We start from the raw sequence: 16,731 nt of genomic DNA on the forward strand, positions 1-16,731 counted from the left end.
GACTCGTTGGGCCGTGCAGGGCGAAGGCTATCGCCGGGCGGGGCGCTGAGCAGGGGGTTTCTCGGGATCCGGGCGATTGTCAGTGCGATGCGCTTCACTCGGTCGGGTGGTTCCGGGTGGACAAGCTCGATAATCGAACGCCTGATCTATAGGCTGATCGGTGAAACTGGAATCAGTGTCTGCCGTCAGTGATGCCTCACCGACGAGTCCGTCCCCGGAGAAAGGCGCCAGTAGCAGTGGCCGACCGCCTCATCGTCCGCGGTGCTCGCGAGCACAACCTCAAGAACGTCTCGCTGGACCTGCCCCGGGACTCCCTGATCGTCTTCACGGGGCTCTCCGGGTCCGGCAAGTCCTCGCTGGCCTTCGACACCATCTTCGCCGAGGGGCAGCGCCGGTACGTCGAGTCGCTCTCCTCCTACGCGCGCCAGTTCCTGGGCCAGATGGACAAGCCAGACGTCGACTTCATCGAGGGCCTCTCCCCGGCCGTCTCGATCGACCAGAAGTCCACCAACCGCAATCCGCGCTCCACCGTCGGCACCATCACCGAGGTGTACGACTACCTGCGCCTGCTCTTCGCCCGGGTCGGCAAGCCGCACTGCCCGCACTGCGGGCGGCCGATCGCCAAGCAGTCCCCGCAGGCGATCGTGGACCGGGTGCTGGAGCTGGCCGAGGGCACCCGCTTCCAGGTGCTCAGCCCGGTGGTGCGCGAGCGCAAGGGCGAGTTCGTCGACCTCTTCGCCGACCTGCAGTCCAAGGGCTACGCCCGGGCCCGGGTGGACGGCGAAACGGTCCAGCTGACCGAGCCGCCCAAGCTCAAGAAGCAGGAGAAGCACACCATCGAGGTGGTGATCGACCGCCTCACCGTCAAGGAGAGCGCCAAGCGCCGGCTGACCGACTCGGTGGAGACGGCGCTCAAGCTCGCCGGCGGCATGGTGGTGCTCGACTTCGTCGACCTGGCGGCCGACGATCCGGAGCGTGAGCGGATGTACTCCGAGCACCTCTACTGCCCGTACGACGACGTGTCGTTCGAGGAGCTGGAGCCGCGCTCCTTCTCCTTCAACTCGCCGTTCGGCGCCTGCCCGGAGTGCAGCGGCCTGGGCAGCAGGCTGGAGGTGGACGCGGAACTGGTGGTCCCCGACGAGGAGAAGTCGCTGGACGAGGGTGCCATCCACCCCTGGGCCGGCGGGCACGCCCGGGAGTACTACGGCCACCTGATCGACGCGCTGGCCACCGAGATCGGCTTCCGCACCGACATCCCGTGGGCCGGGCTGCCGCAGCGGGCCAAGAAGGCGCTGCTGCACGGCCACAAGGCCAAGGTCGAGGTGCGCTACAACAACCGGTTCGGCAAGGCCCGTTCCTGGGTCACCGGGTACGAGGGCGTGATCCCGTTCGTCCGGCGCAAGCACGCCGAGGCGGAGACCGACACCGCGCGCGAGCGCTTCGAGGGCTACATGCGCGAGGTGGCCTGCCCGTCCTGCCAGGGCACCCGGCTCAAGCCGGTGGTGCTCGCGGTCACCGTGCAGGGCAAGTCGATCGCCGAGGTCTCGGCGATGTCGATCAGCGACTGTGCCGAGTTCCTCAGCGCGATGAAGCTCACCGCCCGGGACAAGAAGATCGCCGAGCGGGTGCTGAAGGAGGTCAACGAGCGGCTGCGCTTCCTGGTCGACGTGGGCCTGGACTACCTCTCGCTGAACCGCGCGGCCGGCACCCTGTCCGGCGGCGAGGCACAGCGGATCCGGCTCGCCACCCAGATCGGCTCCGGCCTGGTCGGCGTGCTCTACGTGCTGGACGAGCCCTCGATCGGCCTGCACCAGCGCGACAACCACCGGCTGATCGAGACCCTGGTCCGGCTGCGCGACATCGGCAACACGCTGATCGTGGTCGAGCACGACGAGGACACCATCAAGACCGCGGACTGGGTGGTCGACATCGGCCCGGGCGCCGGCGAGCACGGCGGCAAGGTGGTGCACTCCGGCGCGCTCAAGGAGTTGCTCACCAACCCGGAGTCGCTGACCGGCCAGTACCTCTCCGGCAAGCGCTCGATCCCGATCCCGGAGGTGCGTCGCCCGCGCGACAGGACGCGCCAACTGGTGGTCCAGGGCGCCCGCGAGAACAACCTCAAGGACCTGACGGTCAGCTTCCCGCTCGGCACCTTCACCGCGATCACCGGGGTGTCCGGCTCCGGCAAGTCCACCCTGGTCAACGACATCCTCTACAGCCACCTGGCCCGCGAGCTGAACGGCGCGCGCAGCGTGCCGGGCCGGCACACCCGGATCACCGGCACCGAGCTGGTGGACAAGGTGGTGCACGTCGACCAGTCGCCGATCGGCCGCACCCCGCGGTCCAACCCGGCCACCTACACCGGCGTCTTCGACCACGTCCGCAAGCTCTTCGCGGAGACGGCCGAGGCGAAGGTGCGCGGCTACTTGCAGGGCCGGTTCTCGTTCAACGTCAAGGGCGGTCGCTGCGAGACCTGTTCCGGTGACGGCACCATCAAGATCGAGATGAACTTCCTGCCGGACGTCTACGTCCCGTGCGAGGTCTGCCACGGCGCCCGGTACAACCGGGAGACGCTGGAGGTGCACTACAAGGGCAAGTCCATCGCCGAGGTGCTGGACATGCCGATCGAGGAGGCGCTGCACTTCTTCGAGGCGGTCCCGGCGATCGCCCGCCACCTGCGCACCCTCAACGACGTGGGCCTGGGCTACGTGCGGCTGGGCCAGAGCGCGCCGACCCTGTCCGGCGGCGAGGCGCAGCGCGTCAAGCTCGCCTCGGAGCTGCAGAAGCGCTCCACCGGGCGGACCGTCTACGTGCTGGACGAGCCCACCACCGGCCTGCACTTCGAGGACATCAGCAAGCTGATCAAGGTGCTCTCCGGATTGGTCGAGAAGGGCAACACGGTGATCGTCATCGAGCACAACCTCGATGTGATCAAGACCGCCGACTGGCTGGTGGACATGGGTCCCGAGGGTGGCAACGGCGGTGGCACGGTGATCGCCGAGGGCACCCCGGAACAGGTCGCGGCCGTGACGGCCAGCCACACCGGCAAGTTCCTGCGGGACATCCTCGGCGACCGGGTGACCGACGAGGCGCCGGTGCCCGCCCCGCGCTCGCCCCGCAAGCGCGCGGCGGCGAAGAAGTAGCCGCCGACCAGCAGCACCGACCGGGCCCCGGCGAGCCGGGGCCCGGGTCGGCGCGCGACTAGACTGCGGGCCGTCCGCAGCCGCCGTCCCGCAGGGAGCAGCACCGATGTCCGAGATGTCCGCGCCGATCACTGACCAGCCGGCCGGGGCCGAGCAGCCCACCACTTCCCGCCGTGCCCTGCTCTGCTGCGGCGCGGCCGTGCTGGCCGGCGGCTCCGCGCTCGCGGTGGCCGGCTGCGGGCCGACCGACAACATCGCCAAGGGCGACGCCAAGGCGGCCAGCTCGGGCCCGGTCGACCTGGGCCCGGCCTCGGCGGTCCCGGTGGGCGGCGGCAAGGTCTTCGCGGACCAGCGGATCGTGGTCACCCAGCCGAGCGCCGGCCAGTACAAGGCGTTCAGCGCCCGCTGCACGCACGCCGGCTGCCTGGTCGACCAGGTCACCAGCAAGGTGATCCAGTGCCCGTGCCACGGCAGCCAGTTCAACATGGCCGACGGCACGGTGGCGAACGGCCCGGCGGCCTCCCCGCTGCCCGCCTACCAGGTCACCGTCTCGGGCGGGAACCTCACGGTCACCCCGAGCTAGGGTTTCTACAGCCACAGTTGTCCGCAGTTGCACGAGGGGGATCACCACGATGGCCGACCCGTCCACCTACCGTCCGGCCCCGGGAGCGATCCCGCTCTCGCCCGGGGTCTACCGGTTCCGGGACGAGCACGGCCGGGTGATCTACGTGGGCAAGGCGAAGAGCCTGCGCCCGCGGCTCTCCTCGTACTTCCAGGACCTGGCGAACCTGCACCCGCGCACCGCCACCATGGTCACCACCGCCGCCTCGGTGGAGTGGACCGTGGTCGGCACCGAGGTCGAGGCGCTGCAGCTGGAGTACTCCTGGATCAAGGAGTTCGACCCCCGGTTCAACGTCAAGTACCGCGACGACAAGAGCTATCCCGAGCTCGCGGTGACGCTGAACGAGCAGTTCCCCCGGGTCCAGGTGATGCGCGGGGCACACCGCAAGGGCGTGCGCTACTTCGGCCCCTACGGGCACGCCTGGGCGATCCGCGAGACGGTCGACCTGCTGCTGCGGGTCTTCCCGGTGCGCACCTGCTCCACCGGCGTCTTCAAGCGCGCCCAGCAGGTCGGCCGCCCCTGCCTGCTCGGCTACATCGGCAAGTGCGCCGCGCCCTGCGTCGGCAGGATCGACGAGGCCGACCACCGCGAGCTGGCCGAGGAGTTCTGCGACTTCATGGCCGGCCGGACCGGCAACCACCTGCGCCGCCTGGAGGACCAGATGCGCGTGGCGGCGGCCGAGCTGGAGTACGAGAAGGCGGCCCGGCTGCGCGACGACATCGAGGCGCTCAAGCGCGCGATGGAGAAGAACGCGGTGGTGCTGGCCGACGGCACCGACGCCGACCTGCTCGCGGTGGCCGAGGACGAGTTGGAGGCCGCCGTGCAGATCTTCCACGTCCGCGGCGGCCGGGTGCGCGGCCAGCGCGGCTGGGTCACCGACAAGGTCGAGGACGTGGACACCGCCGCCCTGGTCGAGCACGCGCTGCAGCAGCTCTACGGCGGCGCCGGTAACGAGGCGCAGGGCGAGGTGGTGCCGCGCGAGGTGCTGGTGCCCGCGCTGCCCGAGCCGGTGGGACCGGTCCAGGAGTGGCTGGCCGGCCTGCGCGGCTCGGGCGTCGACCTGCGGGTGCCGCAGCGCGGCGACAAGAAGGACCTGATGACCACCGTCGAGCGCAACGCCCAGCAGGCGCTGGCGCTGCACAAGACCAAGCGCGCCTCCGACCTGACCACCCGCAGCCGGGCCCTGCAGGAGATCGCCGACGCGCTGGAGCTGGACAGCGTGCCGCTGCGGATCGAGTGCTTCGACATCTCCCACCTGCAGGGCGATGACGTGGTCGCCTCGATGGTGGTCTTCGAGGACGGCCTGGCCCGCAAGGGCGAGTACCGACGCTTCCAGATCAAGGGTTTCGCCGGGCAGGACGACGTCCGCTCGATGCACGAGGTGATCAGCCGCCGGTTCCGCCGCTACCTGCGCGAGCGCGAGCAGACCGGCGAGTGGGCGGTGGTCGAGGAGGAGGACGACGAGCCCACCACCCCGGCCACCCCGACCACTGACGACGGACGCCCGAGGCGCTTCGCCTACCCCCCGCAGCTGCTGGTGGTCGACGGCGGCCAGCCCCAGGTCGCCGCCGCCAGGCGGGCGTTGGACGAGCTGGGCATCGACGACGTCGCGCTCTGCGGTCTGGCCAAGCGCCTGGAGGAGGTCTGGCTGCCCGGCCAGGACGACCCGGTGGTGCTGCCGCGCAGCAGCGAGGGCCTCTACCTGCTCCAGCGGGTCCGCGACGAGGCGCACCGGTTCGCCATCACCTACCAGCGCGCCAAGCGGGCCAAGCGGCTGACCAGCAGCGGCCTGGACGCCGTGCCGGGCCTCGGCGAGACCCGCCGCACCGCGCTGCTCAAGCACTTCGGCTCGGTGAAGCGGATCCGCAGCGCGACCGTCGAGGAGATCTGCGCCGTCCCGGGCATCGGGCGCCGCACCGCCGAGACTGTTGTCCAGGCGTTGTCCTCCCGGTCACCCGTGGCATTCGCGGTGAATACCGCGACAGGCGAGATCATGGAGGACGACGCGCAACAGAACGTTGCCAGCAGCGAGAGCGGGGAACCGAAGTGACAGTGTCCGATGTGGGGGAGACCGCCCCGGAGCTGGTGATCATCTCCGGCATGTCCGGCGCGGGGCGCAGCACCGCCGCCAAGTGCCTGGAGGACCTCGGCTGGTTCGTGGTCGACAACCTGCCGCCGGCCCTGATCCCGACCATGGTCGACCTCGGCGCCCGCTCGCAGGGCGCGGTGGCCCGGATCGGCGTGGTGGTCGACGTCCGCGGCCGGCAGTTCTTCGACGACCTGCGGGCCTCGCTGGAGGAGTTGGACAAGCGCGGCATCCGGCTGCGGGTGGTCTACCTGGAGTCCAACGACGACGCGCTGGTCCGCCGCTTCGAGAGCGTGCGCCGTCCGCACCCGCTGCAGGGCGAGGGCCGGATCGTGGACGGCATCGCGCAGGAGCGCGACCTGCTGCGCGAACTGCGCGGCGAGGCCGACCTGGTGATCGACACCTCCGACCTCAACGTGCACCAGCTGCGGGCCAAGCTGGACGCCCAGTTCGCCGACAACGACGAGCCCGAACTGCGCTGCACCGTGATGTCCTTCGGTTTCAAGTACGGCCTGCCGGTCGACGCCGACCTGGTGGTGGACTGCCGGTTCCTGCCCAACCCGCACTGGGTGCCGGAACTGCGGGCACGAACCGGTACCGATGTGGACGTCGCGGACTACGTCTTCCAGCAGCCCGGCGCCAAGGAGTTCCTGGACGGCTACGCGGAGCTCCTGCGCATCGTCACCGAGGGTTATCGCCGGGAGGGTAAGCGGTACATGACGCTTGCCGTAGGCTGCACCGGTGGCAAGCATCGCAGCGTGGCCATGTCGGAGCGGCTGACGAAGCGTCTGATCGCCGACGGCGTGGAAACGGTGCTGGTGCACCGCGACATGGGACGGGAGTGACGGCGGTCCCACAGCACCGCCGACAGCACAGGAAACTGGGGTAGGTGTGACGGGATACTCGCCAGGGCGGCAGTTCCAGCACAAGGCCGCCGAGCGGGGCTCCCCGGGCGCACAGCGCAGATCAGTCACCGCCGTGAAGGGGCCTACGGGCAAGGCCGGTGCCCCGCGGATCACCGCTCTGGGCGGCGGGCAGGGCCTGTCGGCCTCGCTCTCCGCGCTGCGCCGGCTCACCTCCGACCTGACCGCCGTGGTCACCGTGGCCGACGACGGCGGCTCCAGCGGCCGGCTGCGCGCCGAGCTCGGCGTGCTGCCGCCCGGAGACCTGCGCAAGGCGCTGGCCGCGCTGTGCGGCGACGACGACTGGGGCAACACCTGGTCCGAGGTGCTGCAGCACCGCTTCACCGGCACCGGCGAGCTGGGCGGCCACGCGGTCGGCAACCTGCTGATCGTGGCGCTCTGGGAGCAGCTCGGTGACCCGGTGGCCGCGCTGGAGTGGGTCGGCCGGCTGCTCAACGTGCAGGGCCGGGTGCTGCCGATGTCCGCCGTGCCGCTGGACATCGAGGCCCAGGTGCGCGGCCACGACCCGGCTCAGCCCGCGCAGATCTCCGCCGTGCGCGGCCAGGCCAGCGTGGCGGCCACGCCGGGCACCGTGCAGTCCGTCCGGCTGCTGCCCGAGGAGCCGCCCGCGGTGCCCGAGGCGGTCTCGGCCGTGCTGGAGGCGGACTGGGTGGTGCTCGGGCCCGGCTCCTGGTTCACCAGCGTGCTGCCGCACCTGCTGGTCCCCGAGCTGGCCAAGGCGCTGATCGGCACCAAGGCCCGCCGCCTGCTGACCCTGAACCTGGCCCCGCAGCCCGGCGAGACCGAGGGCTTCACCCCGCAGCGCCACCTGGAGGTGATCGCCGACCACGCTCCGGACCTCGGCGTGGATGCGATCCTGGTGGACGAGCGCGCGGTCACCGGCGGAGCCTTCGGGCAGGCCGACCTGGCGGGGCTGCAGAAGGCCGCCGAGCGGATGGGCGCCGCGCTGGTGCTGGACAAGGTGGCCTCGGCCGACGGCACCCCGCGACACGACCCAGAGCTTCTGGCGGCCGCGTACGACCGGATTTTCCGGACACATGGAAGGATCGGCCCATGGCGATGACGGCAGCGGTGAAGGACGAAATCAGCCGGCTCCCCGTCACCCGGGCCTGCTGTCGCAAGGCCGAGGTGTCGGCGATCCTACGATTCGCGGGCGGACTGCACATTGTGAGCGGTCGGATCGTGATCGAGGCGGAGCTGGACACCGGCATTGCGGCCCGACGGCTGCGCAAGGACCTGCTGGAGATCTTCGGCCACGCCTCCGAACTGGTGGTGATGGCCCCCAGCGGCCTGCGGCGCGGCAGCCGGTACGTGGTCCGGGTGATCAAGGACGGCGAGTTGCTGGCCCGGCAGACCGGGCTGGTGGACGGCCGAGGCCGACCGATCCGGGGCCTGCCCCCGGCGGTGGTCTCCGGCGCGACCTGTGACGCCGAGGCCGCCTGGCGCGGGGCCTTCCTGGCGCACGGTTCGCTCACCGAGCCCGGCAGGTCCTCCTCACTGGAGATCACCTGCCCCGGCTCGGAGGCCGCCCTGGCGCTGGTCGGCGCGGCCCGCCGGCTCGGCATCCCGGCCAAGGCCCGCGAGGTGCGCGGCGCGGACCGGGTGGTGATCCGCGACGGCGACGCGATCGGCGCGCTGCTCACCCGGCTCGGCGCGCACGAGTCGGTGCTGGCCTGGGAGGAGCGCCGGCTGCGCCGCGAGGTGCGGGCCACCGCCAACCGGCTCGCCAACTTCGACGACGCCAACCTGCGCCGCTCGGCCCGCGCGGCCGTTGCGGCCGGTGCCCGGGTGCAGCGAGCCCTGGAGATCCTCGGCGACGAGGTCCCCGAGCACCTCGCGGCCGCCGGTCAGTTGCGGATGCAGCACAAGCAGGCCTCGCTGGAGGAGCTCGGCGCGCTCGCCGATCCGCCGCTCACCAAGGACGCGGTGGCCGGCCGGATCCGCCGGCTGCTGGCGATGGCCGACAAGCGCGCGCTGGAGCTCGGACTCCCGAGCACCGAGGCGAACCTGACGGAGGAGATGGCGCTCTCCTGACCCTCGCGCCCGCTCGTGCCACCGCCGCCCCAGGAGTTTCCCAACTCCTGGGGCGGCGGTGGTTCTCCGCTCGCGCGGCGGTGGATCGGCACGCCACGCCATGGGTCTTGACGCAGGGCGGATGTGCCCGCGCAACCCGCTGCGAGGTAGGGTCAGTGGTGGTCGGGGACATCCCAAATTCCACCCCGTCGGCATAGCCCGGCGCACCTCAGAGGAGATCGGTTCGTGACGATCCGGGTAGGCATCAACGGATTCGGCCGCATCGGCCGCAACTTCTTCCGCGCGGTCAAGTCCCAGGGCGCGGACATCGAGATCGTCGGTGTCAATGACCTGACCGACACCAAGACCCTGGCTCACCTGCTCAAGTACGACTCCATCCTGGGTACCCTGCAGGCCGAGATCAGCCACACCGCTGACAGCATCACGGTCGACGGCCACACCTTCAAGGTGCTCGCCCAGCGCGACCCGGCCGCCCTCCCGTGGGGCGAGCTGGGCGTGGACGTGGTGATCGAGTCCACCGGCATCTTCACCAAGGCCGACCAGGCCAAGAAGCACGTCGAGGCCGGCGCCAAGAAGGTCATCATCTCGGCGCCCGCGACCGACGAGGACGTCACCATCGTGATGGGCGTCAACGACGAGAAGTACGACGCCGCGAAGCACACCGTCATCTCCAACGCCTCCTGCACCACCAACTGCGTGGCGCCGCTGGCCAAGGTGCTGGACGAGAGCTTCGGCATCGTCAAGGGCCTGATGACCACCGTGCACGCCTACACCAACGACCAGGTCACCCTTGACTTCCCGCACAAGGACCTGCGTCGCGCCCGGGCCGCCGCGCTGAACATCATCCCGACCTCCACCGGTGCCGCCAAGGCCACCGCGCTGGTGCTGCCGCAGCTGAAGGGCAAGTTGGACGGCACCTCGCTGCGCGTCCCGGTCCCGACCGGCTCGATCACCGACCTGGTCGTCACGCTGGAGCGGGAGGTCACCGTCGAGGAGGTCAACGCGGCCTTCCAGAAGGCGTCCGAGGGCTCCCTCAAGGGCATCCTGCACTACACCGAGGACCCGATCGTCTCCTCCGACATCGTGAACTCGCCGTTCTCCACGATCTTCGACTCGCTGATGACCATGGTCCAGGGCAACCAGGTCAAGGTCTTCGGCTGGTACGACAACGAGTGGGGCTACTCGAACCGTCTCGTCAACCTGACCTCCCTCGTCGGCGGCCAGCTCTGACGCAGCGGGAGCTGACGTGATGTGAGGAGCAGGGCCCGGACGGCGGACACCGCGTCCGGGCCCTGCTCCTGCCCACCCTCGCCCCTCCCCTCGGCGGCCCGGCGCTGTGCCGCCCCCCAGCGCCACCCCCTCTCCCAGGAGACAAGACCGTGAAGACCATCGACGACCTCGACGTGGCCGGCCAGCGCGTTTTCGTCCGCGCCGACCTCAACGTGCCGCTGGAAGGCACCACCATCACCGACGACGGCCGGATCCGCGCCGTCGCCCCGACCATCACCAAGCTGCTGGAGCGCGGCGCCAAGGTGATCGTCGCCTCCCACCTCGGCCGTCCCAAGGGCGAGCCGGACCCGAGGTTCTCGCTCGCGGCGGTCGCCGTGCGGCTCGGCGAGATCCTCGGCAAGCCGGTCGCCTTCGCGACCGACACCGTGGGCGACAGCGCCAAGGCCGCCGTCGCCGCCCTCGGTGACGGCGAGGTCGTGCTGCTGGAGAACCTGCGCTTCAACGCCGGTGAGACCAGCAAGGACGACGCGGCGCGCGGCGCCTTCGCCGACCAGCTCGCGGCGCTGGCCGACCGCTACGTCGGCGACGGCTTCGGCGCGGTGCACCGCAAGCACGCCTCGGTCTACGACCTGCCGGCCAGGTTGCCGCACGCGATGGGCGACCTGATCGCCACCGAGCTCGGCGTGCTGAAGAAGCTCACCGAGGAGGTGGCCCGCCCGTACGTGGTGGTGCTCGGCGGCGCCAAGGTCTCCGACAAGCTCGGGGTGATCGACAACCTGCTGGGCAAGGCCGACCGGATCCTGATCGGTGGCGGCATGGCGTACACCTTCCTCAAGGCCCAGGGCCACGAGGTGGGCATCTCGCTGCTGCAGGAGGACCAGATCCCCACCGTGCTGGAGTACCTGGCCAGGGCCGAGAAGAACGGCGTCGAGTTCGTCCTGCCGGTCGACGTCCTGGTCTCCGCGGACTTCCCCGACCTGAAGACCAAGGCTCCGGCGACCTACCAGGTCGTCGCGGCCGACGCGATCCCCGCCGACCAGGAGGGCCTGGACATCGGCCCGAAGACCCGGGAGCTGTTCGCCTCGAAGCTGGCGGACGCGGCCACCGTGTTCTGGAACGGCCCGATGGGGGTCTTCGAGCACCCGGACTACGCCGGCGGCACCGGCGCCGTGGCGCGGGGCCTGCTCGCCAGCGACGCCTTCACCGTGGTCGGTGGCGGCGACTCGGCGGCCGCCGTGCGCATCCTGGGCTTCGACGAGACCCAGTTCGGACACATCTCGACCGGCGGAGGCGCGAGCCTCGAGTACCTGGAGGGCAAGACGCTCCCCGGTATCGCCGCCCTGGAAGGCTGAGCAATGACTGAGCGTCTCCCGCTGATGGCGGGCAACTGGAAGATGAACCTCAACCACCTCGAGGCCATCCAGCACACCCAGAAGCTGGCGTTCGCGCTGGCCGACAAGGACTACGAGGCCGTCGAGGTCGCGGTCCTGGTCCCGTTCACCGATCTGCGCTCCGTGCAGACCCTGGTGGACGGCGACAAGCTGAAGATCAAGTACGGCTCGCAGGACGTCTCGGCGCACGACTCCGGTGCCTACACCGGTGAGGTCTCCGGGCCGATGCTGTCGAAGCTGAAGTGCACCTACGCCGTGATCGGCCACTCGGAGCGCCGCCAGTACCACGGCGAGAACGAGGAACTCGTCAACGCCAAGGTGAAGGCCGCCTACCGCAACGGGATCACCCCGATCCTGTGCATCGGCGAGCCGCTGGAGGTCCGCAAGGCCGGCACCCACGTCGAGCACACGCTGGCGCAGCTGGCCGGTGCGCTGGAGGGCCTGTCGGCCGCACACGCCGAGAGCATCGTGGTCGCCTACGAGCCGGTCTGGGCGATCGGCACCGGCGAGGTGGCCACTCCGGAGGACGCGCAGGAGGTCTGCGCGGCGATCCGGGCCAAGCTGGCCGAGCTGTACGATGCGGAACTGGCCGAAAAGGTCCGGATCCTGTACGGCGGTTCGGTGAAGTCCTCCAGCGCGGCGGGCCTGATGGCCAAGCCGGACGTGGACGGCGCACTGGTCGGCGGTGCCTCGCTGGACGCCGACGAGTTCGTCAAGATCGTGCGTTACCGGGAGCAGGCAGTAGGCTAACGCCCCCGCAGCAACGTAGTCTTTGGGCCGGACCACCTTCCCCGGTGGTCCGGCCCTTCGCCAATGAACGAGAGAGTTGGTCCCGCCGTGGTTCTCGGGTTCTCGATTGCCCTGATCATCTTCAGCCTGCTGATGATCCTCCTGGTGCTGCTGCACAAGGGGAAGGGCGGCGGCCTGTCCGACATGTTCGGCGGCGGATCGATGTCGGCCGGTGGCGGTTCGGCGGTCGCGGAGCGGAACCTGGACCGGATCACGATCATCGTCGGCCTCTGCTGGTTCGCCTGCATCGTCGTACTCGGTTTGCTGATCAAGGTCAAGAGCTGATCACGCCTCAGTTCTGAAGGCGGTGCGGACAGATCCTTATCCGCTCCGTACACTAGGACAACTTGTCACTGTCCGCAGCGGGCGGCGGTCGACAGAGCCTGGGCAGACCCAGGCGGTTAAGGGCACGCAGGGAGTCAGACCGTGGCAAGTGGCAACGCCATTCGTGGCAGCAGGGTCGGAGCAGGTCCGATGGGTGAGGCGGAGCGCGGCGAGTCCGCCCCCCGCAACCGGATCTCCTTCTGGTGCGCCAATAAGCACGAGACGCGCCCCAGCTTCGCCGCCGAGGCCGTCATCCCGGACACCTGGGACTGCCCGCGCTGCGGGTTCCCGGCCGGGCAGGACGAGCACAACCCGCCGGCGCCGTCGCGCAACGAGCCGTACAAGACGCACCTCGCCTACGTCCGTGAGCGTCGCACCGACGCCGACGGCGAGGCGATCCTGGCGGAGGCGCTGGCCAAGCTGCGCGGCGAGATCTGAGCCGAGAACGACCGGGGCGCGGGTGCGGGACCTGAGGGTCCGTCACCCGCGCTTTCGCATGCCCTGACCTCGTTCGCGGGATCTTTCACGCCCCGTGTTCACCGCCGCTTGACGGGCGAGGTGGCCGCCCGGTGCGGCGGCAACGCGAAGGGGCGGTGCGCTCGACGAGCGCACCGCCCCTTGGTTGTTGACGCTCCGTCAGGCCGAGGCCGGAGGGTAGAGCTGCGGCGGCAGCTTGGCGGCCGCCGCCCGGTCGAGCAGCCAGAGCGTGCGGCTGGTGCCGTACGCGCCGCAGGCCGGGGCCTGCAGCTCGCCCGGGTTGGACAGGGCCAGTGCCACCGCGTCCGCCTTGTCCTCGCCGGCCGCCAGCAGCCAGACCTCGCGGGCCGCCCGGATGGCGGGCAGGGTCAGCGAGATCCGGGTCGGCGGCGGCTTCGGCGCCCCGCGCACCCCGACCACCGTGCGCGCGGTCTCCCGCACGCCCGGATGCTCGGGGAAGAGCGAGGCCACGTGGGTGTCCGGGCCGACGCCGAGCAGCAGCACGTCGAAGGCGGGCACCAGGGCGCGGTCCTGCGGACCGGCGGCCTTGGCCAGCTCCTCGGCGTACCGCTCGGCGGCGGCCTCCACGTCGGCGCCGTCCACGCCGTCCGAGGCGGGCATGTAGTGCACCCGCGCCGGATCGACCGGGACGCCGGCCAGCAGCTCGTCGGTGGCCTGCACGGCGTTGCGCTCCGGGTCGTTGGAGGGCACGAAGCGCTCGTCGCCCCACCACAGGTCGATCCGGGACCAGTCCACGGCGTCCCGGGCCGGGGAGGCCGCGATCGCGGCGAGCAGCGCGTTGCCGTTGCGCCCGCCGGTGAGCACCACGGAGGCCAGGCCCCGGGCGGACTGCGCGTCGACGATCTTGGTGATCAGTCGGGCGGCGGCCGCCTGGGCCATCAGCTCCTTGTCGCGGTGCACCACCAGCTGCGGCACGGGACTCATGCCCCGCCCCGCTTGCGCGTGCTTGCCTTGGTGGTGGCCTTCTTGGCGCCGCTCTTCTCGGTCGCCTTCTCGGCCGCCTTCTTGACACCCGTGGCCTGCTTGGCCGGCGCCTTCTTGCCCGGCGCCTTCCCGGCCGCCGGGACCTTGGCGGTCACCCGGGGGGTGGCCACCGTGGCCTCGACCACGGCCGCCGCGGTCGCCTCGGCCACCGCCTGCTCGGCCGCGACGGCGTGGCCGTGCGGGACGGCCGGCTCGTCGAGGCGGTCCACGCCGGTCCGCACGGCGGCGGCGTAGATGGCGTCCTCGTCGAGCCGGCGCAGCTCCTCCGCGATCAACTCCGCCGTCTCGCGCCGCTTGAGCGCCACCAGCCGGTCCGGCGAGCCGGGGATCGACAGCGTGCCCATCAGCCCGTCGGGCCGGTCGAGCACGATCTCGCCGTCCTTGGAGCGCATCCGCACCGCGGTGATGCCCGGGCCGTCGGTGACCACCCGCTCGACCGGCACCCGCAGCCGGTCGTGCAGCCACAGGCCGAGCAGCTCGACGCTGGGGTTGTACGACTCGCCCTCGACCACCGCGGAGGTGATCTTGCAGGGCCGCTGGTCCAGCGCGGCGGCCAGCATCGAGCGCCAGCTGGTGATCCGGGTCCAGGCCAGGTCGGTGTCGCCGGGGGTGTAGCCGGTGGCCAGCACGGCCAGCTGGTCGACCGGGGACTCGGCGGTCACCGCGTCGGTGATCCGGCGCTGGGCGATCGCGCCGAGCGGGTCCTGGGCCGGGTGCAGCGGGGCGTTCTCCGGCCACCAGACCACCACGGGGGCGTCCGGCAGCAGCAGCGGCAGCACCACCGACTGGGCGTGCGAGGCGAGTTCGCCGTGCATCCGCAGGATCACGGTCTCACCCGAGCCGGCGTCGGAGCCGACCCGGATCTCGGCGTCCAGCCGGGCCCCGGCCCGCGCCCGCGGTGAGCGGCCCTCGCGCTTGACCACGGCGAGGATGCGCGAGGGGTGCTCGCGCGAGGCGTCGTTCGCGGCCTTGAGGGCGTCGTAGGCGCTGCCCTCCTCGGTCACGATGACCAGCGTGAGGACCATGCCGGCGGCGGAGGCGCCGCCGGCCCGGCGAGCGCCCATCAGGGCGCTGTTGATCTTGCTGGACGTGGTGTCCGTCAGGTCGATCTTCATGGCCGGCGCCAGCTCCTGCCGTCTCGTGCGATCATCTCGTCCGCCTCGGTCGGTCCCCAGGTGCCGGCCGGGTACTGCGCGGGCTTGCCGTGCTGCTCCCAGTACTGCTCGATCGGGTCGAGGATCTCCCAGGACAGCTCGACCTCCTGGTGCCGGGGGAAGAGGTTGGCGTCGCCGAGCAGCACGTCCAGGATGAGCCGCTCGTACGCCTCCGGGCTGGACTCCGTGAAGGACTCGCCGTAGGCGAAGTCCATCGTGACGTCCCGGACCTCCATCGAGGTGCCCGGCACCTTGGAGCCGAACCGCACCGTGACGCCCTCGTCCGGCTGCACCCGGATCACCAGGGCGTTCTGCCCCAGCTCCTCGGTGGCGTAGGAGTCGAACGGCAGGTACGGGGCGCGCTGGAAGACCACCGCGATCTCGGTCACCCGGCGGCCCAGGCGCTTGCCCGTGCGCAGGTAGAACGGGACCCCGGCCCAGCGCCGGTTGTTGATCTCCAGCTTGATCGCCGCGTAGGTGTCGGTCTTGGACTCGGGGTTGATGCCGTCCTCGTCCAGGTACCCGACCACCTCCTCGCCGCCCTGCCAGCCGGTCGCGTACTGGCCGCGCACCGTGTGCCGGCCCAGGTCCTTGGGCAGCTGCACGGCGCTGAGCACCTTGAGCTTCTCGGCGACCAGGGCCTTGGGGTGGAACGAGGCCGGCTCCTCGATGGCGGTCAGCGCCATCAGCTGGAGCAGGTGGTTCTGGATCACGTCACGGGCCGAGCCGATGCCGTCGTAGTACCCGGCCCGGCCGCCGATGCCGATGTCCTCGGCCATGGTGATCTGCACGTGGTCCACGTAGGACCGGTTCCAGATCGGCTCGAACATCGTGTTGGCGAAGCGCAGCGCCAGGATGTTCTGGACCGTCTCCTTGCCCAGGTAGTGGTCGATCCGGAAGACCTCGTCCCGGGGGAAGACGTCGTGGACGACCTTGTTGAGCTCCTGGGCGCTGGCCAGGTCGTGGCCGAACGGCTTCTCGATCACCGCGCGGCGCCAGGAGCCGGGCGGCGGGTCGGCCAGGCCGTGCTTCTTGAGCTGCTGGACCACGTTGGGGAAGAACTTCGGCGGCACCGAGAGGTAGAACGCGAAGTTCCCGCTGGTGCCCTGCGCCTTGTCGAGGTCCTCGATGGTCTGGCGCAGCGTGTCGAAGGCCTCGTCGTCGTCGAAGGTGCCCTGGACGAACCGCATGCCCTTGGCCAGCTGCTGCCACACCTCCTCGCGGAAGGGGGTGCGCGCGTGCTCCATGACGGCGTCGTGCACCTCCTTCGCGAAGTCCTCGTGCTCCCACTCGCGGCGGGCGAAGCCCACCAGCGAGAAGCCCGGCGGCAGCAGGCCGCGGTTGGCCAGGTCGTAGATCGCCGGCATCAGCTTCTTGCGCGACAGGTCGCCGGTGACGCCGAAGATCACCAGACCGGACGGTCCTGCGATCCGCGGCAGCCGGCGGTCCGCCGGATCACGCAGCGGGTTCTCGGGTTGCTGCGGAAGATCTCCTTGCGTCACCTCGGCCCCCTCCAGGTCGGGAAATGCTGGTGCATTACTCACTGCTGGGCT

General features: G+C 70.9%; 14 protein-coding genes. 11 read left to right on the forward strand and 3 right to left on the reverse strand.

Annotated elements, in window-relative coordinates:
• Window positions 1-236 precede the first annotated feature (236 nt).
• The 11 genes from uvrA to ABH937_RS05315 all read left to right on the forward strand — a co-directional run bounded on the left by uvrA (window position 237) and on the right by ABH937_RS05315 (window position 12,980).
• Window positions 237-3,143, forward strand: a complete 2,907-nt coding sequence (uvrA, locus tag ABH937_RS05265; protein WP_370217359.1) for an excinuclease ABC subunit UvrA — start codon at window positions 237-239, stop codon at window positions 3,141-3,143.
• A 106-nt stretch (window positions 3,144-3,249) separates the two neighbouring features.
• Window positions 3,250-3,726 carry a Rieske (2Fe-2S) protein gene (locus tag ABH937_RS05270; protein WP_370217360.1) on the forward strand — a complete coding sequence of 159 codons (477 nt, stop codon included), beginning with the start codon at window positions 3,250-3,252 and terminating at the stop codon, window positions 3,724-3,726.
• A gap of 49 nt (window positions 3,727-3,775) precedes the next feature.
• A complete protein-coding gene (uvrC, locus tag ABH937_RS05275; RefSeq protein ID WP_280688806.1) occupies window positions 3,776-5,815 on the forward strand; it encodes an excinuclease ABC subunit UvrC in 2,040 nt (679 codons plus the stop codon).
• A 2-nt stretch (window positions 5,816-5,817) separates the two neighbouring features.
• Complete coding sequence (rapZ, locus tag ABH937_RS05280; RefSeq protein ID WP_280689044.1) at window positions 5,818-6,696, forward strand: RNase adapter RapZ; 879 nt, start codon at window positions 5,818-5,820, stop codon at window positions 6,694-6,696.
• A gap of 133 nt (window positions 6,697-6,829) precedes the next feature.
• The gene (yvcK, locus tag ABH937_RS05285) at window positions 6,830-7,837 is read left to right on the forward strand and encodes a uridine diphosphate-N-acetylglucosamine-binding protein YvcK (protein WP_280688807.1); all 1,008 of its coding nucleotides are present in this window, start codon (window positions 6,830-6,832) and stop codon (window positions 7,835-7,837) included.
• Window positions 7,828-8,808, forward strand: coding sequence for a DNA-binding protein WhiA (gene whiA, locus ABH937_RS05290; RefSeq protein WP_280688808.1), 981 nt, complete (start codon window positions 7,828-7,830; stop codon window positions 8,806-8,808). The genes yvcK and whiA overlap by 10 nt, the downstream gene beginning before the upstream one ends.
• A gap of 225 nt (window positions 8,809-9,033) precedes the next feature.
• Complete coding sequence (gap, locus tag ABH937_RS05295) at window positions 9,034-10,038, forward strand: type I glyceraldehyde-3-phosphate dehydrogenase (protein WP_280688809.1); 1,005 nt, start codon at window positions 9,034-9,036, stop codon at window positions 10,036-10,038.
• Window positions 10,039-10,187: 149 nt separating this feature from the next.
• The gene (pgk, locus tag ABH937_RS05300; RefSeq protein ID WP_370217361.1) at window positions 10,188-11,390 is read left to right on the forward strand and encodes a phosphoglycerate kinase; all 1,203 of its coding nucleotides are present in this window, start codon (window positions 10,188-10,190) and stop codon (window positions 11,388-11,390) included.
• Between the two features lie 3 nt (window positions 11,391-11,393).
• Window positions 11,394-12,179, forward strand: a complete 786-nt coding sequence (gene tpiA / locus ABH937_RS05305; protein ID WP_280688811.1) for a triose-phosphate isomerase — start codon at window positions 11,394-11,396, stop codon at window positions 12,177-12,179.
• Window positions 12,180-12,266: 87 nt separating this feature from the next.
• Window positions 12,267-12,503 carry a preprotein translocase subunit SecG gene (gene secG, locus ABH937_RS05310; RefSeq protein ID WP_280689045.1) on the forward strand — a complete coding sequence of 79 codons (237 nt, stop codon included), beginning with the start codon at window positions 12,267-12,269 and terminating at the stop codon, window positions 12,501-12,503.
• A gap of 189 nt (window positions 12,504-12,692) precedes the next feature.
• Window positions 12,693-12,980 (forward strand): RNA polymerase-binding protein RbpA, encoded by a 288-nt coding sequence (locus ABH937_RS05315; RefSeq protein WP_030308030.1) that lies wholly within the window; start codon window positions 12,693-12,695, stop codon window positions 12,978-12,980.
• 198 nt (window positions 12,981-13,178) lie between these two features.
• Here ABH937_RS05315 and pgl read toward each other — a convergent pair whose 3' ends face one another.
• From pgl to zwf, 3 genes are read right to left on the reverse strand one after another with little or no spacing between them, the layout of a single operon-like run.
• Window positions 13,179-13,964, reverse strand: coding sequence for a 6-phosphogluconolactonase (gene pgl / locus ABH937_RS05320; RefSeq protein ID WP_280688812.1), 786 nt, complete (start codon window positions 13,962-13,964; stop codon window positions 13,179-13,181).
• A complete protein-coding gene (gene opcA, locus ABH937_RS05325) occupies window positions 13,961-15,139 on the reverse strand; it encodes a glucose-6-phosphate dehydrogenase assembly protein OpcA (protein WP_370217362.1) in 1,179 nt (392 codons plus the stop codon). The genes pgl and opcA overlap by 4 nt, the downstream gene beginning before the upstream one ends.
• Window positions 15,136-16,680, reverse strand: a complete 1,545-nt coding sequence (gene zwf, locus ABH937_RS05330) for a glucose-6-phosphate dehydrogenase (protein WP_280689046.1) — start codon at window positions 16,678-16,680, stop codon at window positions 15,136-15,138. Before zwf ends, opcA begins: the two co-directional genes overlap by 4 nt.
• Between the last annotated feature and the right edge of the window lie 51 nt (window positions 16,681-16,731).

Source organism: Kitasatospora sp. GAS1066B (genome assembly GCF_041262605.1).
Taxonomy (GTDB): domain Bacteria; phylum Actinomycetota; class Actinomycetes; order Streptomycetales; family Streptomycetaceae; genus Kitasatospora.